Below are 25,701 nucleotides of genomic sequence, written 5' to 3' on the forward strand. Positions count from 1 at the left end.
GAATGCCTCAACGAACACCTGTTCCCGTCATTGCGCCATGCCTGCCGCACAATTGGGGCATGGCGCGCCGACTAGCCAAGGCAACTACATTGACGCGCTGGCCATTACACATTTCTTCCAAAATACTTTGCACAACTTCTACTTGATGCAAACACGCGGGCTAGTGGACTTCAATCGGCTGTTTAGTTATTTGCGCCCAGCTCCGCCGGTATACGCACACTTACCGCCACCCAAGTACATCAATTGAAAGGGGGCGCTGAATGCAACGGTCACGATCCCTATTCAAAGTTTTTTCTTGCTTGCCTAGTGGAAACGCACTTCTTCGCAACCTCGGAGATCGGCAATGAGTTTGCCATTGCTTGCCAAAGAACGAACTGCAGCTAATCTGCTGGACATGACTGCCAAAGAATTCCGCAGCCTAGTTAATGCTGGAGCCCTGCCACCGCCGATGAAGCTGGCTGGAGATATTGAGCGCTGGAACGTTAGAGACTTGCGCGCGATCTTGAACGGAGACGCCGCCAGGCCCCAAGATGACATGGAGGTATAATGCGCCCACCAAAGCCTCGGATTGTAAAACCTCGTCTCGTCTGGAAGTGGAACAGGTCGAAGCAAGCGTGGGAACCATACTACCGCATCACATGGACCGAAGGCGGCAAATCGAGACAGCGAACAATTCTCCTAAAATGGTTGGGTGATCCACAAGAACTGGATGCGCTATATTGGGCCTGTCAATCCGGGTGCCACGAGAAGCAGAAAAGACCGGAGAAGTACACTTGGCAAACACTGGTCGAAACCTGGCGCAAAGACCCACGCATACAATCGAAGCTTAGTGACGGCACGAAACGGTCTTACCGCCGCGCAATGGACGATCTGCTTGAGAATAACTTCGGCAAGGACGTTAGGCGCACCACTAAGCAAGGACTACGGAAAGTACACGATGCGTTGGCAGACACCCCGAGAAAAGCCGACAAGCGTCTCCAGACTGTAAGCTTATTGTGGAACTACGCCGTCAATAAACTTGATTGGCCGCTCGGCTCGAACCCTTCTGTTGGCATCGACCATTTTGGTAAACAGCGCGAGTTCGAACCATGGCCGGAATGGATGGTCAACAAACTAGCCGATGCGCCGGCAACCGTTAAGACCGCTGCCGAATTGATCCTTGGCACCGGGCAACGCCCCAACGCAGCTATCAAAATGGAGCGGGATCAATTTCGCGGTGAATGGATGGACGTCCTGGACGAAAAGTCAGACGAGCGATTGGAGGTGTTTTGTCCTGAGGATCTGCGCGACTACATTGCGACTCTGCCAAGGGCAGGCAAACACGTGCTGGCAAAGAACCTGAACGAGCCCTTGGGATACGACGCCGTTGAAAAGGCGTTCCGTGCCTGGCGCAAGGATCTAGGCCCAGAGGCTAAGCCTTACGTGCTACACGGATTAAGAAAACTGGCGATCGTCCGGTTGGCCGAAGCAGGTTGTTCAGACGCCCAAATTCAGGCCGTCACCAATCAGAGCGCCGAAATGGTCGCGTACTACCGTAAAAAGGCTGATCGCCGCAGGTTGTCAAAAGCCGCTCACACCCGTCGAATCTGATGCGAGAACAGAACAAGACCAGAACGTGAAAGTGTGAGTAAGCTGTGTGAGTAAAGGTAGTTCTTCAAAAGAAAAAACAGCAGGCCGGATTCCCTAACCCACTGTTTTTACTATGGTACCCAAGGCCGGACTCGAACCGGCACGGTATCACTACCGGGGGATTTTGAATCCCCTGCGTCTACCATTCCGCCACTTGGGCCACTCACAGTGGATTAGCGCCAAGGATCAGGAAGGTCCAGAGGCAAAAAGCGCTCAAATCAAAATCTTGAGCCAACCAATGGTTGACGCCTGCGTGGCCTCGTGATTTGGCTTTCCCGGATTTGAAATGGGATTTGGCGCGGATGCTGAAATCACTTTATGACTGGACCATTCGATTGGCCGACCACCCGCACGCCTTGTGGGCGCTGGCGATTGTTGCCTTTATCGAAAGCTCTTTCTTTCCCATTCCGCCCGATGTCCTGATGATCCCGATGATCCTGGCGCGCCCGTCTCGGGCCTGGCTGATCGCCACCGTGGCGCTGGTCGCCTCGGTACTGGGTGGCTTGTTGGGCTATGCGATCGGTGCGTTTTTCTACGACAGCATCGGACAGCCTATTCTTGAAGCGATGGGCAAAGCGGATGCCATGGCCGAGTTCAATACGCGGTTCAACGATTTCGGCTTTTGGGCGGTTCTGACTGCGGGCGTCACGCCTTTCCCGTACAAGGTGATCACGATCATGTCGGGATGGACCGGGATGCCTCTGGGCACGTTCATCGCCACCTCGATCCTGGCGCGCGCCTTGCGGTTTTTCATCGTCGCCGGGCTGCTTTGGAAATACGGGGAACCGATCCGGGATTTCATTGAAAAACGTCTGGGTCTGATGTTCACCCTGTTCATCTTGCTGCTGATCGGCGGGTTTGCGGCGGTGAAACTGCTATGACCGCGCGCAAGACCCTGATCGCACTCGCGACAGCCGGATCAGCGGCGTTGCTGTTGGGAGCATTGGGCTTTCAGTATCTGGGTAGTCTTGCCCCGTGCAAGATGTGCATCTGGCAACGGTTCCCGCATGGTGCAGCGATTCTGATCGGTGTTCTGGCCTTTGTTTTTCCAGGGATCCGCCCCCTGCCCTTGCTGGGCGCACTGGCCGCTGCCACAACCGCCGGGATCGGGATCTTTCACGCTGGTGTTGAAAAGGGCCTGTGGGAAGGCCCCTCCACCTGCACTTCTGGCAGCATCTCGGGACTTTCGCCCGAGGAACTGCTGGATCAGATCATGAATGCGCCCGTCGTCCGCTGCGATGAAATCGCGTGGGAGATGCTGGGCCTGTCGATGGCCGGATGGAACGCGCTTCTATCCGCCGGGCTGGTCCTGCTGTGGCTTGCCGCCTGGCGGTTGCGCTGAGCTTTACTGCTCGTCCAGTTCCGCATCCCAATAGAGAAAGTCGATCCAGCTGTCGTGCAGATGGTTCGGAGGGAATTTGCGCCCGATATTGCGCAGCGCCTCGGCGTCCGGTTGACGCGGAGGTTTGGTCAGCGACATCCCGGCCTGGCGCAGCGACTTCGATCCTTTGCGCAGGTTACAGGGGCTGCAGGCGGCAACAACGTTTTGCCAACTGGTCACGCCACCGGCCGCGCGCGGCACCACATGGTCAAAGGTCAGATTGTCCCGGCTGCCGCAATACTGGCATTTGAATTCGTCACGCAGGAATAAATTAAAGCGCGTGAAGGCCACGCGCTTTCTGGGTTTCACATAGTCCTTCAAAACAACAACCGAGGGTATTCGGATCTCGGTACTGGGACTGCGGACAACCTCGTCATACTCGGCCACGATATCCACCCTGTCCAGCCAGGCGGCTTTGATGGCCTCTTGCCAGGGCCAGAGCGACAGCGGGTAGTAAGACAAAGGGCGATAATCGGCATTCAGCACCAGCGCCGGATGCTGTTTGAGCATCCCCGGCTCTCTGACAAATTCGGTCCTGAAATCTCCGTCCATCACAGAATCGCTCCTCGCTCTCAGCTGCCCGTTTGTGACGCCAGAGCGGAGAGCACCCGCTCCGGTCTTATGATGACTATATATCGTGTTAAAACTCTGACAAGTCCTGATTTTCCACAATATGTCGCAGACTGGTTAAGCCGAATCGGTAACAGGCTGATGACAGTTATCCACAGGTTGCGTGGCGCTGGCTTGCAAGCTATTGCCAAGCGCATGTCGTGGTTCATTCGCTTTAACAAACCCTTTGACGTTTTGCCCCAGTTTACCGACCGGGCCAACGCGGATAGCCCGCGCAGCACGTTGTCGGACTATATCGATGTACCGGGTGTCTATCCGGCGGGACGGCTGGATCGCGACAGTGAGGGGCTGATGCTGCTGACGGACAATGGCAGGCTGCAAGCGCAGATCTCAGACCCCAAGCACAAGATGGCCAAAACCTATTGGGTGCAAGTCGAAGGCCTCCCTGATCCGGCGGCCCTGAAGGCGTTGCGCGACGGGATCGAGTTGAAGGATGGCGTGACTCGCCCGGCCAAAGTGCGTCAGATTGACGAACCCGAAGAGATTTGGCCGCGCACTCCACCGATCCGAGAACGCAAAACCGTGCCCGACAGCTGGATCGAATTGACCCTCCGTGAGGGCAAGAATCGACAGGTGCGTCGGATGACGGCCGCTGTCGGCCTGCCTACCCTGCGCCTGATCCGGTATCGCATCGGCGACTGGACATTGGACGACCTCGCACCCGGGTCGTGGGAAAGCCTGCCGATGCCGTCGCTGAACGCGCCCCCCCCGCGCAAACGCGACCGCCGCGCGCGTCGGTGACAATCGCGGGCCTTGTCTGCTAGGCTTGAGCCATGAAAGTGTCACCGGACATACCCACCCCATCGGCGATCTTGGAAGCAGCGCTCTATGCATCGGATCTGGATGCTGCCGAACGGTTTTATGGAGAGGTTCTGGGACTGGAACAGATCCAGCGGGTCAAGGACCGGCACGTGTTTTACCGGGTCGGTGGATCGGTTTTGTTAGTGTTCAACCCCGCGCAAACCGAACACCCACCGCTCAACCCCGACCTGCCTGTGCCGCCACATGGCGCGCGCGGCCCCGGTCACGTCTGTTTAGTACTGACCCGAGACGAAATCGCCGTCATGCGTAAACACCTTTTGGACTGGAACATCCCCGTGGATGCCGAGTTTGACTGGCCAAATGGCGCGCGATCTTTGTATGTGCGAGACCCTGCAGGAAACTCGGTCGAGTTCGCCGAACCGCATCTGTGGTCTTAGTCTGATCAGCGTAGCGGCTGCTTTTCTCCACCAACCACCCGGTAGATTTCGCTGGAAACAACACCGATTTCGCCAAGCACCCGACCAAACTCTGCCATATGAGGGGTTGCAAAATGCGCCTCAAGCGCGGCCTGATCTTCCCATTCTTCATAGACCCGAAACAGGTTGGCATGGCCCAGAACCTGGCTGAATTCACAGATCAGGAATCCCGGCTCTTTCACCGTTTCCGCAACCATGGTCTGCGCCGCTTGGGTCGCAGTTTCGACGTTGTCGGCAGACACCTCGACAGTTCCGGTAACGATCAGCATGGGCCTTCCTTTCTCAGGTCAAACCGTTTCGAGATCCTGTTGACCGGCGTGCCATCGCGCAGCTTGACGCCGTATCGCACCGAGTAGTCAACGAACCCCATCTTGTCGTAATAGCTTAACCCAAGAACGTTATCCGCCCGAATGGTCGCGTTCAGAGTGTTGAACCCAAGCGCTTTGGCCCGTGTTGTTGTCTCGGCGAACAACGCCCGACCAGCCCCGCGCAAAACCGGGTTGCGGCGGGTGAAGGTGGCGATATCGGCGCAGTCTTCGGGCAGCGCCTCGTGCACGCCAAGCCATTGAAACCCCGCAACTTCGCCCGTGTCATCCAGCGCCACGTGGCAGCACACCAGATCCGAGCCCTCTAGATAGCTTTGCGCAAACAAGACCTCGGAAAACGGGATCTCAAAGGCAGTGGTACCGCCCGCCGCGATGATATCGTTCAAGATACGACATGCAGCCGACACATCTTCGCGCATCATCGGGCGGACTGGGATCATGGGTCAGAAACTCAACTTGTCGCGCATGAAGGCCAGCGCCACGCTCAGCCCATCGGGTGCTATGCCGTGGCCGGTGCCTTTCATGACATGGGCGTAAACTTCTTTGAAATCTGCCGCTTGGAGCGCTTCGGCGGCCTCGGGCAGCGATTGGGGCGGTACAACATCATCCGCATCTCCGTGCACCAGCAGAATGGGCATCCGGCTGACGGTTTCATCCGGCAGCAGGTCCGGCTCCAGCAGCCGACCGGAAAAGGCCACGATGCCCGCCACCGGATCTTCTCGGCGCGGCGCCACATGCAGGCTCATCATCGTGCCCTGGCTGAAACCAAACAGAACCACCTGCTCGGGCAGAACATCTTCGTCTACCATCAGGGCATCGAGAAAAGCGTTGAAATCCTCAACCGCCATTTCCATCCCGCGTCGGGCCTCTTCTTCGGATGACCCATCAATCCAGGGGATCGGGAACCACTGAAATCCGTTGGGCATGCCGGGGATCTGTTCGGGCGCGTCAGGGGCCACAAACAGCGTATCGGGCAAATGTTCGCCCAGCGGATCGGCCAGCCCCAGCAGGTCGGCCCCATTCGCGCCATAGCCATGCACGAACACCACGACCGAGCGCGTGTCGCCCGAAACAGGCTCTTTCCGAAGCGCATTCAAAACCCGAGTCATCTGATCCCTTCTCTTTGCTTTGCCACCCGGTAATAGGCCCACAAAACCCGCGCCGCAACCGAACGCCAGGGCGACCAGGCCTCGGCCATCTGGCGCAGTTCCTTGTCCGTGGGGCGTTTGGGCAGTTCGTAAAGAACTCGCGCAGCCTCTTGCAGGGCCAGATCACCCGGCGCGATGACATCCGCGCGGCCCAGCGAGAACATGGCATAGATCTCGGCTGTCCAGACACCGATCCCCGGCACTTCGGTCAGGATGGCGATAACTTCGTTGTCCGGGGTGTCGCGCAGCGCCCTAAAGTCGATCCGCGCCTCGGACAGCGCGCGGGCATAGCGGATTTTCTGGCGGCTCAGTCCCGCTGCCCGCAGGTCGTCATCGCTGGCCCACATGATCTTGCGCGGACCGGTCAGCTTGGCATCTTGTAGGCGTTTCCAAATCGCATTGGCCGAGGCCACGCTGACCTGCTGGCTGACAATCGCGCTTAGCAATTGCGCGAACCCGTCAGGCTTGCGGCGCAGAGGCAGCGGCCCTGTTTGCTCCATCGCATAGGCCATTCGAGGGCACGCGCTGGCCAGCCAGTCGGCCCCTTCGGTCACGCAGTCCGGCGTTTCGATGATACGGCCAACGGACATGCGCCCCCCTTCAGTCTGGCTGTCCCGCGCACGTTAGGCGCATGTGCCGCAGATGCAACCCGCTTGTGCCGTCGAAGTTTCACCGATACGCATAGGCCCATGACAATGTCGACCGCCACCCCGGACAATTCACTGGCCAAACGCAATGTTGCCGTGCTGGTCGCAGCTCAGGCCATCCTGGGTGCACAGATGCCGATGATGTTCATCGTCGGTGGGCTGGCCGGGCAGTCACTGGCTTCGAATCCCTGTCTGGCGACACTGCCCATTTCTTTGATTGTTCTGGGGTCGATGCTGTCGGCCACACCCATTTCGGCGATCATGCAACGCTGGGGCCGACGCGCAGGGTTTCTGATCGGCGCCACCGCTGGCGCATTGGGCGCCTTGATCGGTGCCTATGGCCTGTTTCTGGGCTCGTTTCCTGTATTTCTGGCCGGCAGCCTGCTGACCGGTGTCTATATGAGCGCCCACGGATTTTATCGCTTTGCAGCTGCCGACACGGCGTCGGACGACTTCAAACCCAAGGCGATCTCTTACGTCATGGCAGGCGGTCTTGCTGCCGCGATCATCGGGCCGCAGATCGTCAAACTGACCTCACAGGCCTATGTGATCCCCTTTCTGGGCACCTATCTGGCGGTCATTGCGCTGAACCTCTTTGGAGCGCTCTTGTTCTTTGCGCTTGATATCCCAACACCCGAACGCCCGGATGAAACCCATCCCAAAGGCCGCAGCCGGTTGGAACTGCTCAGAACCCCCCGCATCGCGGTGGCGGTGATCTGTGGCATGGTCTCTTACGCGCTGATGAACCTTGTGATGACCTCGACCCCTTTGGCCGTGGTCGGCTGTGGCTATACCGAGGGCGATGCCGCCGATATTGTCACCGGCCATGTGCTGGCCATGTTCATTCCCAGCTTTTTCACCGGCCATCTGATCGCGCGCTTCGGCGTTGAAAAGATTGTGGCGATTGGCCTGATGATCCTGGCCGCTGCCGGAGTTGTTGCCTTGCAAGGGGTTGAACTTGGCAATTTCTATCTTGCCCTCTTCCTTCTGGGTATCGGCTGGAACTTTGGTTTTATCGGCGCAACGGCGATGCTGGCTGAAAGCCATACCGAGGCGGAACGCGGCCGGATGCAGGGCCTTAATGACCTGCTGGTCTTTGGTGGTGTCACCTTTGCTTCGGTGGCGTCTGGCGGGCTGATGAACTGTTCCGGGGGGTCGGCAATCGAAGGCTGGACCGCTGTGAACCTGGCGATGATCCCGTTGCTGACGCTGGCGGGCGGCGCTTTGCTTTGGTTGGTTCTGCGCCCGGCCGATCCCGAAACGGCCTGAGGCCTCTACCAACGCCCGGTGCTCGCCACCCGCATCAGGGACAATCTGCGTCTCAACTCACCCTGCGACAACTGCCCATTGGCCACGCGTTGCGGCTGCGCCATTGCTTTGCGCAACACCCACCCCGCTTGCCACCCGGCAAAGAGTGCAGGTCGCGAAGAAGGCGGCACCTTGGAGCGTTGAGATTGCGCGCGCTCAAGCCGGGCCAAGGCCTTTTCAGCCAAAGCTTGCACACCCTCGGCTGTACCATCCAACAAAGGAATACGCCCCCGGCTTTCCAGTTCCGGGATTGCGCGGAACCAGTTGGCAACGCCCACCGCATAACCGAAATCACGCAGGACCTCTTCGTCCGCCGGGCCAAGGGCCTGCGCAGCCGCCACCATCAGACTGCCAGCGCTGTGATTGATATAGGCGTCAAAATGCGCCTCGTCTTCGAACGGGTCTTTATATATATCCCAACGCCTTACAGCGACATATTCATCCAGCATAGCAGCCAGGTGTGAGGACAGAACAGCCGACAACGGCGTTACCACCTCGTGCCGCCGCACCTCGGGACCTTCGGCAATCTCTTGCAACGCATCCCGCCACCATTGCAAACGCATCTCGGCGATCATCGGCTCTTGCGTGACCCAAGGCGCGCGCGCGACCTCGACATTCAACGCGTAGATCGGAAACAGTACGGCACGCGCATCAATCGGTGCGGCCATCGCCGCCATGAACCGATCGGGATCCGCGCGATGCACAAGCGCAGCGCAGGCCTTAACGTCTTCGCTGAAACCAGTCGTCATTCCGCCGCCGCCGGTTGCGCCCCGCAATCGCGGACCAGCTTCCACTGGATCGCGTCCAGCAAGGCCTCGAACGAGGCATCAACGATGTTCGCACTCACCCCCACGGTCGACCAACGTCGCCCCTGACCGTCTTCGCTGTCGATGATAACGCGCGTGACCGCCTCGGTTCCGCCCTGGGTTATGCGCACTTTGAAATCCACCAGATGCATATCGTCCAGAATCGGGGAATACTGCCCCAGATCCTTGGCCAAGGCGCGCGCCAGCGCGTTCACCGGCCCCCGGTCGCTGCCTGCGTCATCAAGCGATTCACTGACCGAAAGCTTCTTTTCACCGTCCACCTTCACCACAACAACCGCCTCAGAGAGGCTGACCATCTTGTTGTACTTGTTTTTGCGCCGCTCAACCGTGACCTTATATCGCTTTACCTCGAAGAAATCCGGTAGTTGCCCCAGTTCGGCCCGTGCCAACAACTCGAAACTGGCCTGCGCGGTGTCATAGGAATAGCCCTCGGCCTCGCGCATCTTGATCAGATCCAGGATCCGCCCCAAAGCCGGGTCACCCGCTTCAACAGCAAGCCCCGCTTCGGTCAGACGCTTGCGCAGGTTCGATTGCCCGGCCTGGTTCGACATCGGAATGATACGCGCATTGCCCACCTGCGCGGGATCAATATGTTCATAGGTCGACGGATCCTTGAGGATCGCGCTGGCATGCAGCCCCGCCTTATGGGCAAAGGCCGATGCGCCCACATAGGCCGATTGTTTGCTGGGCACCCGGTTCAGAATATCATCCAACATACGGCTGATCCGGGTCAGACCCGCCAGAGCCTCGGCATCCACGCCGATCTCAAAGCGCGACGCATAAGGCTCTTTCAACAGCAAAGTCGGGATCAGGGCAGTCAGGTTGGCATTGCCGCAACGCTCCCCCAACCCGTTCAACGTGCCCTGAACCTGCCGAGCGCCCGCGTCCACAGCCGCCAGCGAACAAGCCACCGCGTTTTCAGTGTCGTTATGGGTGTGAATGCCCAAATGGTCACCGGGAATGCCTGCTGCAATCACCTCGGACACGATCCGCCCTACCTCGCCCGGCAAAGCGCCACCATTGGTGTCACACAGCACCACCCAGCGCGCACCCGCCTCTAACGCGGCACGACAGACCTCAACTGCATATCCCGGGTTGTCCTTATAGCCATCAAAGAAATGCTCGGCATCAAACAGGGCCTCACGCCCGTGCGCCACGATATGCGCAACCGAGGCTTGGACGTTTTCGACATTCTCTTCCAGCGTAACCCCCAGCGCGTGAGAGACATGATAATCATGCGACTTACCCACCAGACAAACCGCCTGCGTGCCTGCATTCATCACGGCGGCCAGAACGTCATCATTCTCAGCCGAACGCCCTGACCGCTTGGTCATGCCAAAGGCGGTCAAACGGGCAGACGTCTTGGGCGCGGCCTCAAAAAACGCACTGTCGGTGGGGTTCGCCCCGGGCCAGCCGCCTTCGATATAGTCCACGCCCAACGCATCCAGCGCCTGTGCGATCTGTACTTTCTCAGCGGTCGAGAACTGCACGCCCTGCGTCTGCTGCCCATCGCGAAGGGTGGTGTCATAAAGGTAGAGCCGTTCTTTGGTCATCGCAAAGACTCCAAGTCAGACGCAATGGGGTTACCACGCAGACTAGCCAATCCTCCATTTACACCCGAGGAAGAACGTGTTGCCCGCAATTCGACACCCAACCTCATTGCGGCCGACTTTAAAGCATCAGCATCTGCCCAATTCTTTTCGCGGCGGTACCTCAACCACTTTCGAACTATCGAAAGTGCTGCGTCGGATAGTTCCTCTGAAACATCGCCCCAGCCAACAACGCCAACCGTAGGTTGATAGTCCACACCCTCAACCAAGTAGGATCCGTCGATAGTTTCAATTGTGAACGGCTTTGCCCACGAAGACTTTGCAATACTTAATAGATCGAACCCTAGAAGCTTAGCAGAAGCAGTTAGAGATTCTCGATTATCTTCACTGTAAAGTTCGTTTAGGCGATCAATCGCACCCCAGGTGTTCAAGTCATCTGAGAGGTCCCACAAGAAATCATCATCAATTTTGTCGCTCCCAGAGGCGACGGAAACCTGCGCCCATTTACGAAGTGTTTCCCTGGCTTCGTTAACCTTTTCAGCAGTCCAGTCCATCGGCTTGCGATAGTGCGTCTGCAAGAAGACAAAGCGGATCACTTCGCCCGGAACACCCTGTTCCAACAAGTCATGCACGGTGAAGAAATTGCCCAGCGACTTGGACATCTTCTTACCTTCGACCTGCAACATCTCATTGTGCAGCCAAACCCGCGCAAACTCGCCCTCTGGGTGGGCGCAGCAGCTTTGCGCTATCTCGTTCTCATGATGCGGGAACATCAAGTCATTGCCGCCACCATGGATATCGAAACTCGCGCCCAGCAACTCATAGGCCATGGCCGAGCATTCGATATGCCAGCCCGGACGTCCCCGCCCCCAGGGGCTGTCCCATCCCGGCAAGTCATCACTCGATGGCTTCCACAGGACAAAATCCATCGGGTTTCTCTTGTAAGGCGCCACTTCGACCCGCGCCCCGGCGATCATGTCATCCACTGACCGCCCCGAGAGCTTGCCATAGCCTTCCTTCCAACTGTCCACAGCAAACAGCACATCGCCTTCAGCCACATAGGCATGACCCTTGGCAATCAGATCTTCGATCATTTCGACCATCTGGCGAATATATTGCGTCGCCCGCGGCATCGCGTTGGGCTCCAACGCCCCAAGCGCCCCCATATCGTGCAGATACCAGCCGATGGTCTCATCCGACCGCTCTTGCACCAAGTGCTCCAGCGACCCCTCGGCCCCGGCCTCTTTGCGGGCCAAGGCCGTGGCGTTGATCTTGTCATCCACGTCGGTGAAATTGCGCACGTAAGTCACCTGCTCCGTACCATAGACATGGCGCAGCAGACGGTAGAGCACATCAAACACCACGACGGGGCGCGCGTTGCCCAGATGGGCGCGGTCATAGACGGTGGGTCCACAGACATACATCCGCACGTTTTCAGGGTCGATCGGAACAAAATCTTCTTTTGTCCGCGTCCGCGTATTGTGCAGTTTGATCGTCGTCATCAGGCCATGCTCCTGGGCTTGCGCGTTGGCGCGGGCTTAGCAACTTGTCTCAGAGATGAAAACGAAAGAAACCGGCCCGCTGGAAAAATCAGCAGGAAATGCAGCAGATAATGATGCAGGTCATCCGGTTCATGCCGGGACCATAGCAGGTGACATTCTTTGCGCCAAGCCGTTGAAATGGTAAAATGGCCCGTGTTTCTTATTTGTGGTGGCCGTTATGTTGAAAAAATCCGATGCCAAGAACCTGTTTTTTCTAAGTCAAACCAGCAAACGGATCCGGCTGCTGGAACGCAAGATGACGCCCGTGCTGAAGCAGTTGGATTTGATGATCAAGATGTCAGGCCTGCCCGTTTTGGACGCCAGCACCCTGTCACGTGAGGCCACCGCCGCCCTTAAAACCATGGTCGATGTCGACAAAGAGCTGCGCAGCATTCTGGCGCTAGCCTCGAAGAATATCAAAATGCTGTCGCGTGCCGAACGAAAGACCGCTGCGGACAATTTCCGAGGGCAAGTGCGAACCTTCGAAAAGCGCTATATGGATGCAGCTTTCAAAAAGGCTCAGACGCTTGGGAAAATCTCGAAAAGCAAAGAAACCCATGTCAGTTCCAGCCCCAACAGCCCCTTTGTGGTGATCTTGCGCATTATTCAGATCATCATTTTGATGAACAAATATTACCGCTCTGAAACGAAGAAACTCTGAGATGTCGCGCGCCGCGGTCAACAATATCTGTCAAAAGCTGCCGGGCGCCGAGCTGTCCGATCCCTGGGGCGGCGGCCACGACGCCTGGAAAGTCGGTGGCAAAATGTTCGCCTGTATCGGCGCGGTTCAGGACGGCGTATCGGTCAAGACCCGTGATATCGAAACGGCACAGATGTTGATCGACGCCGGAGTCGGCGTCAAAGCCCCCTATTTCCACCGCAGCTGGATCCGGCTCCCGCTTGATGCAGAACCGACCGAGATGCGCCACCGCTTGCTGAGTTCCTACGATCTGGTACGTGCATCTCTGACCAAAAAATTACAAGCCACGCTACCGCCACGCGACGATTGACATTTCGCGCGCGCTCTGCCCCAAGTTCGGCGACACACTCGTCCCGGAGCAGCCCATGAAATTGTCGCATCACATCACCCATTTGACCGGAGACAGCGACGGTTGGGATGTATTCTATCGCGCGCGGCGAATGATCCGGGACGGGCACGAGGTCACCGAATTGACCATCGGTGAACATGACATTCGAACAGATCTGTCGATCCTGGCCGCGATGGACGTCTCCGCGCGCGGTGGGCACACCGGATACGCCATGGTCCCCGGCACTGATTCACTGCGTGACACAGTGGCAGCCCGCGTGCAGGCGCGCACCGGCGTACCGACCACGCGCGACAACGTTCTGATCACGCCCGGCGGTCAGGCGGCCCTGTTTGCGGCCCATACAGCTGCGTGTGACCCCGGTGACGTGGGGCTGTTTATGGATCCCTATTACGCCACCTATCCCGGCACGATTCGGGCGGCAGGTGCGCAGGCGCGGGCCATTCAGACCCGAGCCGAAGATTCCTTTCAACCGCGTGCCGGACTGATCGAAGAGCAGGCCGCCGGGGCGGTTTCATTGCTGATCAACTCCCCTAATAACCCGACCGGGGTGGTCTATTCCGCGCAGACGCTGAGCGATATTGCCGGCTTGTGTCAGCGCCGAAATTTCTGGCTGATCTCGGATGAGGTTTACGACACACAGGTCTGGGAAGGTTCGCATATCTCACCGCGTTCTCTTCCTGGCATGGACCAGCAAACGCTGGTTGTCGGCTCAATGTCCAAGTCTCATGCCATGACAGGATCGCGCTGCGGTTGGATTGTCGGGCCTGAAACCGCAATTGAACATCTGATCAACCTTGCGACCCATACCACCTATGGTGTGCCCGGATTTATTCAGGACGCGGCAGAGTTTGCCTTGAATGCCGGTACTGCCCTTGAAGACAAAATCTCGGCGCCGTTCATCCGCCGCCGTGCCATTGCCATCGACATCCTGTCGCGCCAGCACGTGATCCATCTGGTTCCGGCGCAAGGGGCCATGTATCTGATGCTGGATATTCGTGCCACTGGTCTGAGCGGTGAGGCCTTTGCAAATGCGCTTTTGGACACCCACGCCATCGCCGTCATGCCCGGCGAAAGCTTTGGCAGATCTGCTGCTGGCCACATTCGCGTTGCGATGACGGTTGAGGATGAGAAATTCGCCGCATCCCTCGGAATTCTATGTGATTTCGCAGCTGGTCTGGCGCAGAAATCCGGAGCGGCGTAGAAGGTCAGAAGCGAAAGGTTGTGCGCAGGTTGAACACGTTGGCGTCAAGTCCTCCACCTGACTCGGGCAGCCCGTCAAAATCCTGCCGCAACGCCTCACCGCTGATAATGAAACGGTCGTTGATCGGATAGGCAACACCGATTCCATAAACCGCAGCCGTATCGCTATCGCCTGAGGTTTCAGCGCGTGCGGTCCCAACGACCACATATCCCAACGCCGAGCCGAAATCATACCCGCCGCGCAGCTTTAAGCGAGACATGCTGTCCAGGCTGCCCTCAGATTGGCCAAGGTCCAAGTTAAATCGGTTGTACTCAAGCTCGCCGCCCAGAACGATATTGCCGAAATCATAGTCGAAACCGACATGTGGCCCGAAAATACCGGTACTGCCCCCGCTACCTGCGGGCCCATCGACATCCGCATAACCGAAACTGAATCCAGCATAGGCTCCCGTCCAATCCTCGGCCAAAGTCGGACTGGCAAAAGCCGCTATTGCAGAGAACGATATTGCCTGGATCAGTTTCAACAGCAACTCCGAAAACGGAACGAGGTTTGCCCTCTTCACCCCAAACGCGGGGAAAATGGCCTCAATTCCCTATGATCAACTCATTTCACCAATAACCTAAGGTCAGGTTAACAGATTTCGAAGCTGCAGCGTAAAACTATTCTCACATCCTAGTGTTTGAATTGTGATTGCATCGGATTCGATGCGCCTTTCACACACCCGTTTACCCATGCGGAACAAACGTCGCAAACAGAACAGACTGTGTCGCCTCAATCTGCACCAATAAGGCCACTGCCACGAGGTGCCGATGCCAAATGAAAACTGGAAGATTTGCCTGATAAGCCGCACGATTGGTGCGGATCGCGGGCGTGCGGCACGTGGAAGACCATGAGCTGACGAATTTCTTTCCACCACGACATTCGATCTGACTCTGGAATACACCCATGAATGACCAATCCCGCTCAACCACTCGCAGCGGCGGTCGCGCCGCCCGACGCGCTGCGCGTGCCTCGGCCTTGCCCGATCACTTGCGCCCCGTTCGTCCAGGACTGCAAGGCGGCGTTTATCAACCGCTGGCGCAGCACGACCTTGAGCGTATTCACCAAACTGCGCTCAAAGCGCTGGAAACCATTGGCCTCGCTGATGCACCGCAAAGTGGGATCGACTATTTGACCGATGCGGGCTGCACTTTGGGCGATGATGGACGCCTGCGCTTTCCGCCCGCGCTGGTCGAAGATACCCTTGCCCGTGCCAATCGCGCCGTCACATTGCACAGCCGGGACGGAAAATTCGACCTCGATCTCAGCGGCACGCGGGTACATTATGGCACCGCCGGTGCTGCGGTGCACATGGTTGATGTCGACGGCCGGGAATACCGCGACTCGACGGTTCAGGATCTGCATGATGCCGCGCGGATTTGCGAGCATTTGGAAAATATCCACTTTGTTCAACGCCCCATGGTCTGTCGCGATATCGAAGACAACCGCGAGATGGATCTGAACACGATCTATGCCTGTTGTTCCGGCACCTACAAACACGTAGGCACGTCGTTCACCGACCCAAACTATGTCGCCCCGGCGATGGAGATGCTGCACATGATTGCAGGCGGTGAGGACAATTGGCGCGCACGTCCGTTTGTGTCGAATACCAACTGTTTTGTGGTGCCGCCGATGAAGTTCGCCACCGAAAGCTGCCTGGTGATGGAGGAATGCATCAAGGCGGGTATGCCCATCCTGCTGTTGTCTGCCGGAATGGCCGGGGCTACCGCGCCGTCAACCATCGCGGGCGCCATTGTTCAGGCCACCGCAGAATGTCTGGCCGGATTGGTTTACGTGAACGCGGTCAAACCCGGTGCGCCTGCGGTCTTTGGCACCTGGCCCTTTGGTCTGGACCTGCGCACAGGCGCGATGTCGGTGGGATCGGGGGAACAGGCCTTGTTGTCAGCGGGCTGCGCTCAGATGCATCGATTCTATGACCTACCCGGTGGGGCTGCCGCCGGGGCCAGCGATGCCAAGCTGCCAGACATGCAGGCCGGATGGGAGCAGATGTGTTCGAATGTCATGGCCGGGCTGTCGGGCCTTAACATGGTCTATGAGGCCGCCGGGATGCATTCGTCGCTGCTGGGGTTCTGCCACGAGTCGCTGATCCTCAGCGATGATCTGATTGGACAAGCACTGCGCTGCGTGCGCGGCATTGATGTATCTGAGGATACGTTGGCTCTGGATCAGATTGCGCAGGTGTGCATGGGTGGGCCCGGCCATTATCTGGGCACGGACGCAACGCTCAGCCGTATGCAATCCGACTATGTCTATCCCACTTTGGGAGACCGAACGTCACCCAAGGAATGGGCCGAGTTGGACAAGCCCGATCTGGTCGAGAAGGCCACAGCCCGCAAGCTTGAGATTCTGTCGACACCGTCACCGGCAAGATTCACCCCAGAGCTGGATGCCGAATTACGAACCAGGTTCAACATTCATTTGCCGCAGTAACCCGTTGATAACAGGCGGCCCGAGAGGGCTCGGACCGCCAACACAATCAGCAGGTTAGCCGTTGCTTGGGGGAAGCAAACCAGCCTCTTGTGCGATTGCGATCTCATCCACATCCAGCGCGCCATCGCCGTTTGCGTCCATCAACGCAAAGCTGTCGGCGTCAATATCGGGCAAGATGGCCTGCACTTCTTCGATGGTCAGAACACCATCGCCATTGGTATCCGCCGCGCTTAGCGCCAGCCCAAGGGTTGGCAGCCCGATCGCGATGGCAGAGATAAGTGTAAGATTTTGCAGTTTCATTGTGGTGCCTCTTGATTGGTTGCTTTGATATGTGAGTCCGGACAGCCGCAAGACATACGGGATCGAGGCATCGCGCCACCCCAACCTGCCGCGTCGCGTGAATTCGCGCCATTCTCTGCTGGATTGTCCGAGTCGCATCTGCAAGCAACCGCTGGGTGAAACGCGATATCCGTGTTTCGGCGAAATTTGCCCGATGGCGGCCAGCACATCCGGCGGGCACCTGCCTAAGATGCCAGCGAGGCCTTGAAAGAAAGAAAGGGGGCCGAAGCCCCCTTTTGAGTTTCGCCTTCCAGGCTCATATCGTTGACCGCCCGGTGTTTTTTTGCCTGCGGCCTGGACTGCGCATGGGGCGAGCGCACCCGCCCCGTGAAAGAGTGGGAAAGAGCAATATTCCGCCCCACCCTGTTCCCGGCCAACACGGGCATGTCGGCCGAGTGGAACAGGACGCCATGGGTAAGTCTTGGGCTGTGTCCTGTTCCGTATTTCGGCGGGGCCGGAATTCCGAGGGAAATCCTGGCCCCTACGCCCCATTGCCGGGGCGGTCTTTCCTAGCTACACCCGCTTGTCGCGCCGCAGGTGTTGCATTTCATGCAGGTGCCGTTGCGCACCAGAGTGTAGTTTCCGCATTCGCCACAAGGATCGCCCTCGTAGCCTTGCATCTTGGCTTTGGTACGGGCGTCCATGCTTGTTGCGACAGCAGTTTCAGCCGGGGCCTCAAAGCTGGCGGCGGGTTCGGCCATGCCGGTCACCTCGGCCTGACCTCCGTTGAACACCACAAGGTCTTGCGGCAGGCGTTTGCGCAGATACCCGGTCGAGCTGATTTGTTTCAGCACTTCCAGGGACTTGGACGCGGCGCTGTCGCTGATTTCCGAGACGTTTGAAACGCCTTCCTCTTCCCCGCGTCCGATATCGTCGAACGAGGCGCCTTCGGGTTTGACATGGGCCAGATCGGTGCGATCCAGATAAGACACAGCCAGTTCGCGGAAGATGTAATCCAGGATCGACGTCGCGTTCTTGATCGAGTCGTTGCCCTGCACCATCCCAGCCGGTTCAAACTTGGTGAAGGTAAAGGCGTCGACGAACTCTTCCAGCGGCACGCCATATTGCAGACCGACCGACACGGCGATGGCAAAGTTGTTCATCATCGCCCGGAAGCCCGCGCCTTCTTTGTGCATGTCGATGAAGATCTCGCCCAGCGACCCGTCCGAGTATTCGCCGGTCCGCAAGTACACCTTGTGTCCACCCACGATGGCCTTTTGGGTATAGCCTTTGCGCCGCTCGGGCATTCTTTCCCGATGCGAACGGACCAGTTCCTTGACCACCACCTTCTCGATGACTTTTTCGGCCAGAACGGCGGCCTTTTCAGCGAGTGAGCCGCTTTCCAGCACCTCTGCCGCTTCATCATCATCTTCGACCAGCGCGGCGGCCAGCGGTTGCGACAGTTTCGAGCCATCACGATAAAGCGCGTTGGCCTTCACACCCAGCGACCAGCTGAGCTCATAGGCTTTTTGGCAATCCTCGATGGTCGCGTCATTGGGCATATTGATCGTCTTGCTGATCGCGCCCGAGATGAAGCTTTGCGCTGCCGCCATCATGGTGATGTGGCTGTCTACGCCCAGGAACCGCTTGCCCTTCTTGCCGCAAGGGTTGGCGCAGTCGAAGATGGCGTAGTGCTCTTCCTTCAGATGCGGCGCACCTTCCAACGTCATGGTCCCGCAGACATGGTCGTTGGCCGCGTCGATATCTGCTTTGGTAAAGCCCAGATGACGCAGCAGATCGAAGGTTGGGTCATTCAGCTTGGCCGCTGGGATACCCAATACGCCAGTGCAGAAATCCTCGCCCAAGGTCCACTGGTTAAACACGAACCGGATGTCGAAGGCGCTTTCCAGTGCGGCATCCACCTTGGCCAGCTCATTGGGGCCAAAGCCATGACCGGTCAGCGAGGTGTGGTTGATCCCCGGCGCGTTGCCGATGGTGCCGTGACCAACCGCGTAGCCAACGATCTCTTCGATCTGAGCCGAAGAATAGCCCAGCTTTTCCAGCGCCGACGGCACCGAACGGTTGATGATCTTGAAGTATCCGCCGCCTGCCAGCTTCTTGAACTTGACCAGAGCAAAGTCGGGCTCGATCCCGGTGGTGTCGCAATCCATCACCAGACCAATGGTGCCTGTGGGCGCAATCACGGTCGCCTGAGCGTTGCGATAGCCGTGTTTCTCACCCAGGCTCAACGCCTCATCCCAAGCCGACATGGCCAGATCGATCAGACGCTTATCGGGGCAGTTGCCGTGGTCCAAAGGCACCGGTTTCACCGCGAGTTTCTCGTAGCCCTCAGTCACCCCCTGCGCTGCACGACGGTGGTTGCGAATGACGCGCAGCATATGGTCGGCATTGCGCGCGTACCCTTTGAAAGCGCCCAGTTCTCCGGCAATCTCGGCCGAGGTGGCATAGGCCACACCGGTCATGATCGCAGTCAGCGCACCACAGATCGAACGCCCCTCATCCGAGTCGTAGCTATAGCCCATATTCATCAGCAGACCGCCAATATTGGCATAGCCCAGACCGAGGGTTCGGAAATCGTAGGACAGTTTGGCAATTTCCTTGGACGGGAATTGCGCCATGGTCACCGAGATTTCCAGCGTCAGAGTCCACAACCGCGAGGCATGCATGTAGTCTGCTGCCTGGAACTCACCATCCTTGAGGAAGGTCAGCAGATTCATCGAGGCCAGGTTACAGGCCGTGTCATCCAGGAACATATATTCCGAGCACGGGTTCGAGCCGCGGATCTCGCCGTCTTCCGGGCAAGTGTGCCACTCATTCACGGTGTCGTGGAACTGGATGCCCGGATCGGCACAAGCCCAGGCCGCGTGGCCGACTTTCTCCCACAAATCCCGCGCTTTGACTGTCTTGGCAACCTTGCCATCGGTGCGGTTGATCAACTCCCAATCCGCGTCTTTTTCAACGGCTGTCAGGAACGCGTTGGTCACACGGATCGAGTTGTTCGAGTTCTGGCCCGAGACTGAGCTGTAGGCCTCGGAATCCCAGTCGGTGTCATATGTGGGGAATTCGATGCTGTCGTGACCCTGCCGCGCATAGTCCAGCACGCGCTTGATGTAAGTCTCTGGGATCGCGACCTTTTTGGCCTCGCGCACCGCCTTTTTCAGGCTGTCATTCTTGTTGGGATCATAGGCGTCATCTGCCGCGCCGTCCCAAGAGCGGATGGCCTCGAAAATACCGTTCAGCATCTTTTCGTGCATCTTCGATCCGGCAACGATCGAGGCCACCTTCTGTTCTTCGATTACCTTCCATTCGATGAATTGTTCGATGTCGGGGTGATCCGCATCGACAATCACCATCTTCGCTGCTCGACGGGTTGTCCCGCCTGATTTGATCGCGCCAGCCGCGCGATCACCGATTTTGAGAAAGCCCATCAGGCCCGAGGATTTGCCGCCACCTGACAGCGCCTCACCTTCGGCGCGCAGATGGCTGAAGTTGGTCCCAGTGCCCGAGCCGTATTTGAACAGCCGCGCCTCACGCACCCACAGATCCATGATGCCGCCTTCATTCACCAGGTCATCATCGACCGACTGGATAAAGCATGCATGCGGCTGCGGATGCTCATAGGCGGATTTTGATTTGATCAGTTTGCCGGTCTTGTAATCGACATAGTGGTGCCCCTGCGCCGGACCATCGATACCATAGGCCCAATGCAGACCAGTGTTGAACCATTGCGGCGAGTTTGGTGCGGCGCGCTGCGTCGCCAGCATATAGCGCATTTCGTCGAAATAGGCGCGCGCGTCTTCCTCGGTCGAGAAATAGCCGCCTTTCCAGCCCCAATAAGCCCAGGCACCGGCCAAACGGTCAAACACCTGCTTGGACGAGATTTCACCACCCATTTCCGCGTCGTCGGCAGGCACCGAACGCCACAGGAATTCGGGCACGTCTTTTTCTTTGACTTTCTTCAGCTTGGAGGGGACGCCCGCCTTGCGGAAGTATTTCTGCGCGATCACATCGCTGGCCACTTGCGACCAACTCGACGGCACCTCGATGTCGTCCAGCCGGAAAACAATGGTGCCATCGGGGTTGCGGATTTCCGACGTGGCGGACACGAAATCCAGCTCTGAATATGCGTCCTGCCCTGGTTTGGTGAATTTTCTCTCAATCTTCATGTCCGCGCCTTATTATTTACAGCCCAACTTCCGGTTCCAGACACCTGATATTGTGGTGCTCGGTGCCGCCCATTACCCACCGGAATCCAGACACAGGGCAATCGGTCGCCGCCAGAGGCAGCGCGCTTCCCGATCCAACGGTTGCACGTATGAATAAAGTGCTTTCCGACCCTCGCCCGTTGCCCACTCTCTGGTTTTCTATACCAGATTTAGTAGCAATCCTTCCGGCTCATACAATTTGGCGTATCTAGCCATATCCAGTCAACGTGCTTTTCCAACTTTTTTGAAATCTTTTTTGTTGACGCCGAAAGCTCTGTCCTGCCCATCGGGCGCTTGCCTGATTCCTCCACATCTTTATCCCCAAATCGCGCAGGCAAATGACGCAGTGCTCAAATCGAAATTCTTGTTTTTCCCGGCAAAGTTATTGGAAAATCATCATCCGGCTTCCCATTAACATAGATAACAGAGAATCATCGCAGCAACGGGTTTGCGCATGTCATACTGCCTCTTGCGAGCCGACCAAAAGGAGACGCCAGAACATGTTCAGACACATTCCTGCGCTGCTCGCTGTGTTGGCAATCGTGGCCTGCACACCACAAGATGTGCCAATCGGGTCGCGCAGCGCACAATTTCCAAGCTATCCTGAAAACCTGTTCAGCAGTTTCGAGACTGACTGCGCCGGACCCGGAGAAGACTTTTACAAAAACGGCCGCAACAGTGCGGAATGCCACGAAGTGCTACCACCCGAAGCAACCGCGTTTTTGATTCTTCGTTTCGGTGGTTACCCGCAAGACCTGCCAAAAATCGTCACACGGCTGGAATCATCCAAGAATTCGGACGGGTACCGCGTTGACGCGGATCTCTACTTCCTGGTCCCGCAACAGAATGGCGATGCGCTGCGCGTCCCGGTCGAAGGCACCGCATTGGATCGAACCTTTTCACAAATCTACCTCGGTTTCGGGGGAGAACCGGTCTAGCTTGGGCAGTCGGGATCACACAAAACCGCGTAGTTTCCACCATCGCCGAAAACTGCGGGATTGTTTGGGGGGTGGTCGAAGCGAGCGCAAACATTGTTGGTATAGGACGCGCAACTCGACAAAGGTCGAAACGAAAGGTCGATGCAAAACAAGGCCTACGCCTTTCCGCATTTCGAATGACTGAGCAAAGCGCGCGACACAACCGCTTTTTCTCTGGCAAGCCGAGCTTTTGAGGTGTCTTTTATGGAAACGGATCAAAAAATTTGTCCTTGCTGTCGGCTACCAACCCTGAGAGAACGCGGAAATTATGAAATCTGTATGGTGTGCTGGTGGGAAGATAACGGGCAAGACAAGAACTGTTGGCTTACATCGGAACCATGACGGATCCATGCCCGCAAATTGATCTCGAAAAACTCGAGTTTCTTTTGGACCGGGCAAGCAAACCAACCAACAGGTAGTTTTTGGACCCGATCAATGCATTCGCTGCCGTTTCAAGAAAAAGTGGTCGGGGCGGCAGGATTCGAACCTACGACCCCCTGTACCCAAAACAGGTGCGCTACCAGACTGCGCCACGCCCCGGACCGTGCGCCTTCCTAAACGCGCTGATCTGATTTGAAAAGCCCTAACAGGGCCAAATTGCAGGACCTTGAGAAAAAATTTCGTGCTGCATCTCGGTGCCCGGCACAATCCCATAGCGCGATGACAAACCAGCATTGATTTCCAGCACCGCATAGACCGAATCTCCACCCTCAATCGGGGTCAGATCACCGGGAACCGCGCCTTCATGCACATGTGTCACTGTGCCTCGCCGATCGACAAAGATCATATCCAATGGGATCAAGGTGTTTTTCATCCAGAACGCAACGCGTTGCGGCGGATCGAAAACGAACAGCATACCAGATCTGAGCGGCATTTCTTCGCGGAACATCAGCCCGCGCGATCTTTCTTGCGGCGTCACGGCCAGTTCGATGTCGAAACGGACTTCCGTTGCATCATTTCGCAACGCAACCCGATCTGCGCGGCACTCGGCCGAAGCAACAGAACTTAGCGCCAATGTCATAAAGGCGAGAACCCAGAAGAACCTGATCATGGGGTCCTCATCCGTTCAGAGCGGCCTCCCAAGCCAGCACCTGTGCAGCCATCCGGCCACGCTTGCCGTCGATCACCCGCATGGCAAGCGCCTCACCGGGCTGCAAATCAGCCAGGCCCGAACGGCGCAAGACTTCTATATGCAGGAACACATCTTCACTGCTGCCAAACACATTGGCGAAACCAAAGCCTTTGCCCTTGTCGAACCATTTGACACGCGCGGCCTCAAGCGGAGCTGTCGAAATGGCCGTAGGATCCATCTCGGCAAAATCGGCCAACATCATCATATCGCCACGTTCGGGCGGATCGATGCTCACCACTTCAACGGCCTGAACACCGCGATCCGTGCGATGTGTCATGATCTCGATACCAGCGCCATCCGCAATCGAGCTTTGCCCGAAATTGCGCAGCACATTGACGTGCAACAGAATGTCAGGACCACCTTCATCAGACACGACAAATCCGTACCCTTTGGCAGGGTCGAACCACTTTACGTGTCCGCGGACGCGGTACATGCTGTTCAGATCTTCTGGCACTGTCTTCTCTTCATGAAAACATTAACGTTTTGGAGTCTTCGGTTCTATGAGATTAACACACAAATTCAAGCCGAAAATCCCTTGCGTTTACAACATCTTGCATTTCACGTGACGTGAAAGTCACGGATTTAGGCGGGTCACCACCCAGCTCTTATCGCCTGAGTCCCGCCTCCACCGGAACCTGTCATGCAGGCGAAACGCCCCATCTGCCCAAAATTCGATCTCTAGCGGCCTTAGTCTATATCCTCCCCAAAACTCTGGCCTGGGTGGGTTAGTCCCGAGCTTTGCAGTGACCTTTGCGACCTCGGCCATCAGCGACGCACGGCTTTCCAGGGGCTGTGACTGGCGCGAGGCCCAAGCCCCCAATCTGCTTTTGAGGGAACGCGACGCATAATATTCATCTGCCTGCGCGCCGTTTTCCTTCGAAATTTCCCCGCGCACCCGAATCTGCCGACGCAGTGATTTCCAGTGCATCACAAAGGCTGCTTTGCCGGCGGAGTCCAATTCTGCAGCTTTAGCGCTTTGATAGTTTGTATAGAAAACAAACCCATCGGACTCGATCTCTTTCAACAATACCATACGGGCATTGGGCAAACCATCATTATCTACGGTTGCCAGGGCAATCGCATTGGGGTCATTTGGCTCGCTTGCTTCGGCCTCGTTCAGCCAGCGCTGCGCAATTTCAAACGGATTAGTCCCAGCAAATATGCCGCTGCGTTCGTCCATTTCCATCCCTCGGAAAGTATTAGGCACGACCCTAGGCCGAGAACCGCCCTACGGCAAGAGCGCACGGCCTTGATGCAGCGCTTTCAATGGCATAAACCAACCGAACGTAACGCGACGACAGGCGGAGATCCGAACATGTCAAATCAGTTGATGGCCGGCAAACGTGGCCTCATCATGGGGCTGGCCAATGACAAGTCAATTGCATGGGGAATCGCCCGCGCCTTGTCCGATGCCGGGGCAGAGCTGGCTTTTTCATACCAAGGGGATGCGCTGAAAAAACGCGTTGATCCGCTGGCCGAGCAATTGGGCAGCGACATCGTCCTGCCATGCGATGTCAGCGACGAGGCCTCGATTGATGCCCTCTTTACCGCACTTCAGGAGAAATGGGGCAAGCTGGATTTCGTTGTCCATGCCATCGGCTTCTCGGACAAGAACGAATTGCGCGGTCGTTACGTCGAAACCAGCCGCGCCAATTTCAATCTGACGATGGACGTTTCCGTATACTCCTTCACCGCGGTGATGCAGCGGGCGGAGAAGATGATGGGCGAAGGCGGCAGCGCCATCACGCTGACCTATTACGGTGCCGAGCAAGTCATGCCCCATTATAATGTGATGGGCGTGGCCAAAGCCGCGCTTGAGGCGTCGGTCAAATACCTGGCCGAGGATCTGGGCAAGGACGGTATCCGCGTCAACGCGATCTCGGCAGGTCCGATCAAGACATTGGCCGCCAGTGGTATCGGCGATTTCCGCTACATCATGAAGTGGAACGAATATAACTCGCCCCTGCGTCGCAACGTGACCATCGACGATGTCGGCAAATCGGCGCTGTATCTGCTCTCAGATCTGTCCAGCGGTGTCACCGGCGAAAACCTGCATGTTGACTCAGGTTATCATATTGTCGGCATGAAAGCCGTCGACGCGCCCGACATCGAAAAAGGATAA

Annotated in this window: 30 protein-coding genes and 2 tRNA genes; 16 read left to right on the forward strand and 16 right to left on the reverse strand. The window is 57.3% G+C overall.

All coding sequences use genetic code 11. From position 1 onward, the window contains the following. From GOX45_RS22250 to GOX45_RS06675, 3 genes are all read left to right on the forward strand, one after another. Positions 1-247: hypothetical protein (locus tag GOX45_RS22250; RefSeq protein WP_305851944.1), on the forward strand; the 247-nt coding region annotated here is incomplete at its 5' end. 96 nt (positions 248-343) lie between these two features. Next, positions 344-547: a hypothetical protein gene (locus GOX45_RS06670; RefSeq protein WP_171099283.1), complete on the forward strand. Its 204-nt coding sequence runs from the start codon at positions 344-346 to the stop codon at positions 545-547. A 314-nt stretch (positions 548-861) separates the two neighbouring features. Next, entirely contained in the window at positions 862-1,590 is a 729-nt protein-coding gene (locus GOX45_RS06675; protein ID WP_171099285.1) for a tyrosine-type recombinase/integrase, read from the forward strand. Positions 1,591-1,703: 113 nt separating this feature from the next. Here the strand turns inward: GOX45_RS06675 and GOX45_RS06680 are convergent. Continuing rightward, a tRNA-Leu gene (locus tag GOX45_RS06680) sits at positions 1,704-1,789 on the reverse strand. A 142-nt stretch (positions 1,790-1,931) separates the two neighbouring features. On the opposite strand from GOX45_RS06680, the gene GOX45_RS06685 reads away from it, so the two are divergent. Together GOX45_RS06685 and GOX45_RS06690 are read left to right on the forward strand one after the other, a co-directional pair. Beyond that, positions 1,932-2,510, forward strand: a complete 579-nt coding sequence (locus GOX45_RS06685) for a YqaA family protein (RefSeq protein WP_171099288.1) — start codon at positions 1,932-1,934, stop codon at positions 2,508-2,510. After that, on the forward strand, positions 2,507-2,971 hold the full coding sequence (locus tag GOX45_RS06690) for a disulfide bond formation protein B (protein ID WP_171099290.1): 465 nt from the start codon (positions 2,507-2,509) through the stop codon (positions 2,969-2,971). The genes GOX45_RS06685 and GOX45_RS06690 overlap by 4 nt, the downstream gene beginning before the upstream one ends. Positions 2,972-2,974: 3 nt before the next feature. Here GOX45_RS06690 and GOX45_RS06695 read toward each other — a convergent pair whose 3' ends face one another. After that, a complete protein-coding gene (locus GOX45_RS06695) occupies positions 2,975-3,562 on the reverse strand; it encodes an HNH endonuclease (protein ID WP_171099292.1) in 588 nt (195 codons plus the stop codon). A gap of 213 nt (positions 3,563-3,775) precedes the next feature. Here GOX45_RS06695 and GOX45_RS06700 point away from each other — a divergent pair, with 213 nt between their 5' ends. Both GOX45_RS06700 and GOX45_RS06705 read left to right on the forward strand, forming a co-directional pair. Next, positions 3,776-4,381: an rRNA large subunit pseudouridine synthase E gene (locus GOX45_RS06700; protein WP_171100130.1), complete on the forward strand. Its 606-nt coding sequence runs from the start codon at positions 3,776-3,778 to the stop codon at positions 4,379-4,381. 32 nt (positions 4,382-4,413) lie between these two features. Further along, on the forward strand, positions 4,414-4,839 hold the full coding sequence (locus GOX45_RS06705) for a VOC family protein (RefSeq protein WP_171099293.1): 426 nt from the start codon (positions 4,414-4,416) through the stop codon (positions 4,837-4,839). 5 nt (positions 4,840-4,844) lie between these two features. On the opposite strand, the gene GOX45_RS06710 is transcribed toward GOX45_RS06705, so the two are convergent. From GOX45_RS06710 to GOX45_RS06725, 4 genes are read right to left on the reverse strand one after another with little or no spacing between them, the layout of a single operon-like run. After that, positions 4,845-5,147, reverse strand: a complete 303-nt coding sequence (locus GOX45_RS06710) for a putative quinol monooxygenase (RefSeq protein WP_171099295.1) — start codon at positions 5,145-5,147, stop codon at positions 4,845-4,847. After that, on the reverse strand, positions 5,141-5,644 hold the full coding sequence (locus tag GOX45_RS06715) for a GNAT family N-acetyltransferase (protein WP_171099297.1): 504 nt from the start codon (positions 5,642-5,644) through the stop codon (positions 5,141-5,143). The genes GOX45_RS06710 and GOX45_RS06715 overlap by 7 nt, the downstream gene beginning before the upstream one ends. 3 nt (positions 5,645-5,647) lie before the next feature. Continuing rightward, complete coding sequence (locus tag GOX45_RS06720; RefSeq protein WP_171099299.1) at positions 5,648-6,313, reverse strand: alpha/beta hydrolase; 666 nt, start codon at positions 6,311-6,313, stop codon at positions 5,648-5,650. Then, a complete protein-coding gene (locus GOX45_RS06725; protein WP_171099301.1) occupies positions 6,310-6,942 on the reverse strand; it encodes a DNA-3-methyladenine glycosylase in 633 nt (210 codons plus the stop codon). The genes GOX45_RS06720 and GOX45_RS06725 overlap by 4 nt, the downstream gene beginning before the upstream one ends. 99 nt (positions 6,943-7,041) lie before the next feature. Here GOX45_RS06725 and GOX45_RS06730 point away from each other — a divergent pair, with 99 nt between their 5' ends. Next, a complete protein-coding gene (locus GOX45_RS06730; RefSeq protein WP_171099303.1) occupies positions 7,042-8,268 on the forward strand; it encodes an MFS transporter in 1,227 nt (408 codons plus the stop codon). 5 nt (positions 8,269-8,273) lie between these two features. Here GOX45_RS06730 and GOX45_RS06735 read toward each other — a convergent pair whose 3' ends face one another. Genes GOX45_RS06735 through cysS form a run of 3 tightly spaced genes read right to left on the reverse strand, consistent with a single transcriptional unit; the run spans position 8,274 to position 12,186 of the window. Then, positions 8,274-9,056, reverse strand: a complete 783-nt coding sequence (locus GOX45_RS06735) for a squalene/phytoene synthase family protein (protein WP_171099305.1) — start codon at positions 9,054-9,056, stop codon at positions 8,274-8,276. Then, positions 9,053-10,687: a citramalate synthase gene (gene cimA, locus GOX45_RS06740; RefSeq protein WP_171099307.1), complete on the reverse strand. Its 1,635-nt coding sequence runs from the start codon at positions 10,685-10,687 to the stop codon at positions 9,053-9,055. The genes GOX45_RS06735 and cimA overlap by 4 nt, the downstream gene beginning before the upstream one ends. After that, positions 10,684-12,186: a cysteine--tRNA ligase gene (gene cysS, locus GOX45_RS06745; protein WP_171099309.1), complete on the reverse strand. Its 1,503-nt coding sequence runs from the start codon at positions 12,184-12,186 to the stop codon at positions 10,684-10,686. The genes cimA and cysS overlap by 4 nt, the downstream gene beginning before the upstream one ends. Positions 12,187-12,241: 55 nt before the next feature. Between cysS and GOX45_RS22215 the strand changes: the two genes are divergently transcribed. The 4 genes from GOX45_RS22215 to GOX45_RS06760 are packed head-to-tail and all read left to right on the forward strand — an operon-like array spanning position 12,242 to position 14,475. Continuing rightward, positions 12,242-12,370 carry a hypothetical protein gene (locus GOX45_RS22215; RefSeq protein ID WP_256367842.1) on the forward strand — a complete coding sequence of 43 codons (129 nt, stop codon included), beginning with the start codon at positions 12,242-12,244 and terminating at the stop codon, positions 12,368-12,370. 33 nt (positions 12,371-12,403) lie between these two features. Then, positions 12,404-12,886: a hypothetical protein gene (locus GOX45_RS06750; protein ID WP_171099311.1), complete on the forward strand. Its 483-nt coding sequence runs from the start codon at positions 12,404-12,406 to the stop codon at positions 12,884-12,886. A gap of 1 nt (position 12,887) precedes the next feature. Next, positions 12,888-13,235 (forward strand): MmcQ/YjbR family DNA-binding protein, encoded by a 348-nt coding sequence (locus tag GOX45_RS06755; protein WP_171099313.1) that lies wholly within the window; start codon positions 12,888-12,890, stop codon positions 13,233-13,235. Positions 13,236-13,290: 55 nt separating this feature from the next. Continuing rightward, entirely contained in the window at positions 13,291-14,475 is a 1,185-nt protein-coding gene (locus GOX45_RS06760) for a pyridoxal phosphate-dependent aminotransferase (RefSeq protein ID WP_171099315.1), read from the forward strand. Between the two features lie 4 nt (positions 14,476-14,479). Here the strand turns inward: GOX45_RS06760 and GOX45_RS06765 are convergent, their stop codons facing one another. Then, complete coding sequence (locus GOX45_RS06765; RefSeq protein ID WP_171099317.1) at positions 14,480-14,998, reverse strand: outer membrane protein; 519 nt, start codon at positions 14,996-14,998, stop codon at positions 14,480-14,482. A 422-nt stretch (positions 14,999-15,420) separates the two neighbouring features. On the opposite strand from GOX45_RS06765, the gene GOX45_RS06770 reads away from it, so the two are divergent. Beyond that, positions 15,421-16,965, forward strand: coding sequence for a trimethylamine methyltransferase family protein (locus GOX45_RS06770; RefSeq protein ID WP_171099319.1), 1,545 nt, complete (start codon positions 15,421-15,423; stop codon positions 16,963-16,965). 54 nt (positions 16,966-17,019) lie between these two features. Here GOX45_RS06770 and GOX45_RS06775 read toward each other — a convergent pair whose 3' ends face one another. Beyond that, on the reverse strand, positions 17,020-17,265 hold the full coding sequence (locus GOX45_RS06775) for a hypothetical protein (RefSeq protein WP_171099321.1): 246 nt from the start codon (positions 17,263-17,265) through the stop codon (positions 17,020-17,022). 548 nt (positions 17,266-17,813) lie between these two features. Next, positions 17,814-21,431, reverse strand: coding sequence for a vitamin B12-dependent ribonucleotide reductase (locus GOX45_RS06780; protein ID WP_171099324.1), 3,618 nt, complete (start codon positions 21,429-21,431; stop codon positions 17,814-17,816). 539 nt (positions 21,432-21,970) lie between these two features. Here GOX45_RS06780 and GOX45_RS06785 point away from each other — a divergent pair. Next, positions 21,971-22,408: a hypothetical protein gene (locus tag GOX45_RS06785; protein ID WP_171099326.1), complete on the forward strand. Its 438-nt coding sequence runs from the start codon at positions 21,971-21,973 to the stop codon at positions 22,406-22,408. 243 nt (positions 22,409-22,651) lie between these two features. Further along, positions 22,652-22,789 carry a CPCC family cysteine-rich protein gene (locus GOX45_RS22295; protein WP_171099328.1) on the forward strand — a complete coding sequence of 46 codons (138 nt, stop codon included), beginning with the start codon at positions 22,652-22,654 and terminating at the stop codon, positions 22,787-22,789. A 121-nt stretch (positions 22,790-22,910) separates the two neighbouring features. On the opposite strand, the gene GOX45_RS06795 is transcribed toward GOX45_RS22295, so the two are convergent. The 4 genes from GOX45_RS06795 to pdxH all read right to left on the reverse strand — a co-directional run bounded on the left by GOX45_RS06795 (position 22,911) and on the right by pdxH (position 24,759). Continuing rightward, positions 22,911-22,987: transfer RNA gene (locus GOX45_RS06795), tRNA-Pro, on the reverse strand. A gap of 43 nt (positions 22,988-23,030) precedes the next feature. Continuing rightward, on the reverse strand, positions 23,031-23,498 hold the full coding sequence (locus GOX45_RS06800; RefSeq protein ID WP_171099330.1) for a DUF192 domain-containing protein: 468 nt from the start codon (positions 23,496-23,498) through the stop codon (positions 23,031-23,033). Between the two features lie 7 nt (positions 23,499-23,505). After that, entirely contained in the window at positions 23,506-24,033 is a 528-nt protein-coding gene (locus GOX45_RS06805; protein ID WP_171099332.1) for a cold shock domain-containing protein, read from the reverse strand. 120 nt (positions 24,034-24,153) lie between these two features. Continuing rightward, positions 24,154-24,759: a pyridoxamine 5'-phosphate oxidase gene (gene pdxH / locus GOX45_RS06810; protein WP_171099334.1), complete on the reverse strand. Its 606-nt coding sequence runs from the start codon at positions 24,757-24,759 to the stop codon at positions 24,154-24,156. A gap of 135 nt (positions 24,760-24,894) precedes the next feature. Between pdxH and fabI the strand changes: the two genes are divergently transcribed. Continuing rightward, positions 24,895-25,701 carry an enoyl-ACP reductase FabI gene (gene fabI, locus GOX45_RS06815; protein WP_171099336.1) on the forward strand — a complete coding sequence of 269 codons (807 nt, stop codon included), beginning with the start codon at positions 24,895-24,897 and terminating at the stop codon, positions 25,699-25,701.

The sequence above is a fragment of the Ruegeria sp. HKCCD7255 genome (assembly GCF_013031565.1).
Classification (GTDB): domain Bacteria; phylum Pseudomonadota; class Alphaproteobacteria; order Rhodobacterales; family Rhodobacteraceae; genus Ruegeria.

Coding starts and splice junctions, on each gene's coding strand:
- GOX45_RS06675 (WP_171099285.1), top strand. CDS start 862: ATGGACGATCTGCTTGAGAATAACTTCGGCAAGGACGTTAGGCGCACC.
- GOX45_RS06690 (WP_171099290.1), top strand. CDS start 2,507: ATGACCGCGCGCAAGACCCTGATCGCACTCGCGACAGCCGGATCAGCG.
- GOX45_RS06755 (WP_171099313.1), top strand. CDS start 12,888: ATGTCGCGCGCCGCGGTCAACAATATCTGTCAAAAGCTGCCGGGCGCC.
- GOX45_RS06770 (WP_171099319.1), top strand. CDS start 15,421: ATGAATGACCAATCCCGCTCAACCACTCGCAGCGGCGGTCGCGCCGCC.
- fabI (WP_171099336.1), top strand. CDS start 24,895: ATGTCAAATCAGTTGATGGCCGGCAAACGTGGCCTCATCATGGGGCTG.
- cimA (WP_171099307.1), bottom strand. CDS start 10,687: ATGACCAAAGAACGGCTCTACCTTTATGACACCACCCTTCGCGATGGG.
- GOX45_RS06735 (WP_171099305.1), bottom strand. CDS start 9,056: ATGACGACTGGTTTCAGCGAAGACGTTAAGGCCTGCGCTGCGCTTGTG.
- GOX45_RS06725 (WP_171099301.1), bottom strand. CDS start 6,942: ATGTCCGTTGGCCGTATCATCGAAACGCCGGACTGCGTGACCGAAGGG.
- GOX45_RS06785 (WP_171099326.1), top strand. CDS start 21,971: ATGTTCAGACACATTCCTGCGCTGCTCGCTGTGTTGGCAATCGTGGCC.
- GOX45_RS06800 (WP_171099330.1), bottom strand. CDS start 23,498: ATGATCAGGTTCTTCTGGGTTCTCGCCTTTATGACATTGGCGCTAAGT.
- GOX45_RS06760 (WP_171099315.1), top strand. CDS start 13,291: ATGAAATTGTCGCATCACATCACCCATTTGACCGGAGACAGCGACGGT.
- GOX45_RS06730 (WP_171099303.1), top strand. CDS start 7,042: ATGACAATGTCGACCGCCACCCCGGACAATTCACTGGCCAAACGCAAT.
- GOX45_RS06700 (WP_171100130.1), top strand. CDS start 3,776: ATGTCGTGGTTCATTCGCTTTAACAAACCCTTTGACGTTTTGCCCCAG.
- GOX45_RS06715 (WP_171099297.1), bottom strand. CDS start 5,644: ATGATCCCAGTCCGCCCGATGATGCGCGAAGATGTGTCGGCTGCATGT.
- GOX45_RS06780 (WP_171099324.1), bottom strand. CDS start 21,431: ATGAAGATTGAGAGAAAATTCACCAAACCAGGGCAGGACGCATATTCA.
- GOX45_RS06775 (WP_171099321.1), bottom strand. CDS start 17,265: ATGAAACTGCAAAATCTTACACTTATCTCTGCCATCGCGATCGGGCTG.
- GOX45_RS06720 (WP_171099299.1), bottom strand. CDS start 6,313: ATGACTCGGGTTTTGAATGCGCTTCGGAAAGAGCCTGTTTCGGGCGAC.
- GOX45_RS22295 (WP_171099328.1), top strand. CDS start 22,652: ATGGAAACGGATCAAAAAATTTGTCCTTGCTGTCGGCTACCAACCCTG.
- GOX45_RS06705 (WP_171099293.1), top strand. CDS start 4,414: ATGAAAGTGTCACCGGACATACCCACCCCATCGGCGATCTTGGAAGCA.
- GOX45_RS06685 (WP_171099288.1), top strand. CDS start 1,932: ATGCTGAAATCACTTTATGACTGGACCATTCGATTGGCCGACCACCCG.
- pdxH (WP_171099334.1), bottom strand. CDS start 24,759: ATGGACGAACGCAGCGGCATATTTGCTGGGACTAATCCGTTTGAAATT.
- GOX45_RS06670 (WP_171099283.1), top strand. CDS start 344: ATGAGTTTGCCATTGCTTGCCAAAGAACGAACTGCAGCTAATCTGCTG.
- GOX45_RS06710 (WP_171099295.1), bottom strand. CDS start 5,147: ATGCTGATCGTTACCGGAACTGTCGAGGTGTCTGCCGACAACGTCGAA.
- GOX45_RS06695 (WP_171099292.1), bottom strand. CDS start 3,562: ATGGACGGAGATTTCAGGACCGAATTTGTCAGAGAGCCGGGGATGCTC.
- GOX45_RS06750 (WP_171099311.1), top strand. CDS start 12,404: ATGTTGAAAAAATCCGATGCCAAGAACCTGTTTTTTCTAAGTCAAACC.
- GOX45_RS22215 (WP_256367842.1), top strand. CDS start 12,242: ATGAAAACGAAAGAAACCGGCCCGCTGGAAAAATCAGCAGGAAATGCA.
- cysS (WP_171099309.1), bottom strand. CDS start 12,186: ATGACGACGATCAAACTGCACAATACGCGGACGCGGACAAAAGAAGAT.